Source organism: Campylobacter sp. 110, from assembly GCF_002383965.1.
In the GTDB taxonomy this organism is placed as follows: Bacteria; Campylobacterota; Campylobacteria; order Campylobacterales; family Campylobacteraceae; genus Campylobacter_D; species Campylobacter_D coli.
Map to the genome: position 1 here is coordinate 1 of NZ_NXBD01000027.1, position 2,367 is coordinate 2,367.

Annotated in this window: 2 protein-coding genes and 1 pseudogene; all 3 read left to right on the top strand. The window is 27.1% G+C overall.

Going from position 1 to position 2,367, the window contains the following annotated elements; translation table 11 throughout:
• The coding region (locus BGS43_RS10045; protein WP_096568750.1) for a motility accessory factor at positions 1 to 166 on the top strand (166 nt) is incomplete at its 5' end.
• A complete protein-coding gene (locus BGS43_RS03190) occupies positions 163 to 2,022 on the top strand; it encodes a motility associated factor glycosyltransferase family protein (protein ID WP_096568753.1) in 1,860 nt (619 codons plus the stop codon). The genes BGS43_RS10045 and BGS43_RS03190, both read left to right, overlap by 4 nt.
• Positions 2,023 to 2,034: 12 nt before the next feature.
• Positions 2,035 to 2,367 (top strand): annotated as a pseudogene (locus tag BGS43_RS03195) (motility associated factor glycosyltransferase family protein); the annotation flags it as partial.

Here is a 2,367-nt window from a genome sequence, read left to right on the forward strand (position 1 = left end):
TTTTAATAAAAGTATTCTTTGGATAAAAGAACATTTAGAATTTATGGAATTAGTTTATGGACATATTAAAGCACAAGAAAATGCTTTGATTAAAAATATACTTCCTTTAGAAGAAAAACTCAAAGAAAGAAAATTAGATAAATGGATGGAAAGGGTGAGAAGGTGAGAGAAGAGCTTTTTTTAAAAAATACTCAAGCTTTGTTTGAGGTCGATGAGTTTTTAGCTTGTACACTGAGATCACTTAAATACTTAACTTTTGCACTTATCCAAGATGAAAATGGAATAAATTTTAAAAAAGATGATATTTTTCTTTATGAAAATCCCAATAAAGAGCTTTTAGAAAACCTTACTCTGTTTAAAACCGAATATAACAAATATCCTGTTTTGTTTTTTTATGGCTTTGGAAATGGAATGTTTTATAAAACTTTATGTAAAAACAAACAACATAAACACATTATCATTTTTGAAGACAATCTTGAAATTTTAACTTTAGCTTTTCATTTATTTGATTTTAGCGAAGAATTAAAAAAAGAACAACTAATACTTTTTTATACTCCAAATATTAATACAGCACAACTCACCACACTTTTTACTTATGAAATCATTCAAAAAAGTGTAAAAATTTTTAATCTTTTTATCCATAATGATTTTTATCAACAATTTTATAGCACTCAAATACAAAATATAAATACTCAACTGATAGAAATGATACGATTTATCGTTTTAAACAAAGGTAATGATCCACATGATTCTTTAGTTGGAATCAAACATACCCTAGATAATCTCCCTAAAATGTTAAATCATGGAATTTTTCAAGAATTTCTCAAAGAAAGAAGAGCTAAGGTTGAAAATGCTATCATTGTTTCTACAGGACCAAGTCTTATAAAACAACTTCCTTTATTAAAAAAGTATGCTAATAAAGCTACGATTTTTTGTGCAGATAGTGCTTATGTTATCCTTGGAAAATACGGTATAAAGCCTGATTATGTTTGCATGCTAGAACGTGATGATATAGTTTCTAAATGTTTTAATAATGATTTTGGCGATTTTAACAAAGGCATACTTTTCATACTTGCTTCTGTGGTTCACAAAGAAGTATTAGATTTTTTAGAAAAAGATCAAAGAACTTATATGCTTGTACATCGCCCTTTAAATTTTGCAGCTAGTTTAAAACTTGATGAATATGGATATCTTGGAGTAGGACACAGTGTTTCCAATATGATCTATGAACTAGCAGGAGCTTTAAGATTTGAAAATATCATTTTTATAGGACAGGATTTAGCTTATGGCGAGGATGGAAGTTCACATCCTAAAGAGCATATACATGGAAGTCAAGGTGAAGAAATCAGAGGAGAAAAATATACCCTAGCTTATGGGGGAAAAGGCAAAGTAAGAACTCAACTCACTTGGAATTTATTTCGTCAAGCTTTTGAAAAAGATATATTTTGGGCAAAAGAAAAACTCAATATCACCACCTACAACTGCACCGAAGGTGGAGCAAGGATAGAAGGAACCATAGAAAAACCTTTTCTATGGGCTTGTGAGAATTTACTTGATAAAGATTTAAATAAACCTTTTGATTTTCCAAAATTTCTAGATAAAAAACTAGCCAAAGAAAAATTAGAAAAAACAAAAAAATATCTCCAAAAAAGCATTTTAGAATCCAAAGAATTTATAAAAAAAACTCAAACTCAGCTTCAAAAGCTTAGATACACTTTAGAAAACAATGACAAGAATTTTCAAACTCTTGAAAAAATCAAAAATGATCTTTTAAATCTTTTTAAAGAATTTAAAAAACTCAAGCTTTTTAATGAACTTTGTCAAGCTATTTATTTTCATAACGAATGCGAAATTTTAAAATTTGAAGTTTTAAACACAAATAAGCAAAAAGAAAATTTAATAGACTTTTTGAAAATACAACACAATTGGTTTATCCAAGGCCTAGGATATCTTGATACTCAAAACAAAACCATAGAAAAAAGTTTAGAAAATTGGAATTTTGACGATATAATCAAAAAATAATTAGGATTTCCAATGACCTTCACCCCTACTCAAAAAGAACTCTTTAACAAAAACATTGAGGCTTTAAGCAATATTCTTTTAAAAGAAAGTTTAAAAGAAATTAAATCAAGTAAATTTGAACTTATCTTAGGTAAAGATAATCTAGATATCAATTTAAAAGATACAAGTATAAAAAATAATGGGGGGGGGTATAATGAAAATTTACTTTATCAAGATCCCATTAAAGAATTGCAAACTATGCTAAATACTTATAATGATAAATATCTACTTTATCCTGTATTATATTTTTATGGTTTTGGAAATGGAATTTTATTTAAAGCTTTATTGCAAAATAAAAATCATCAA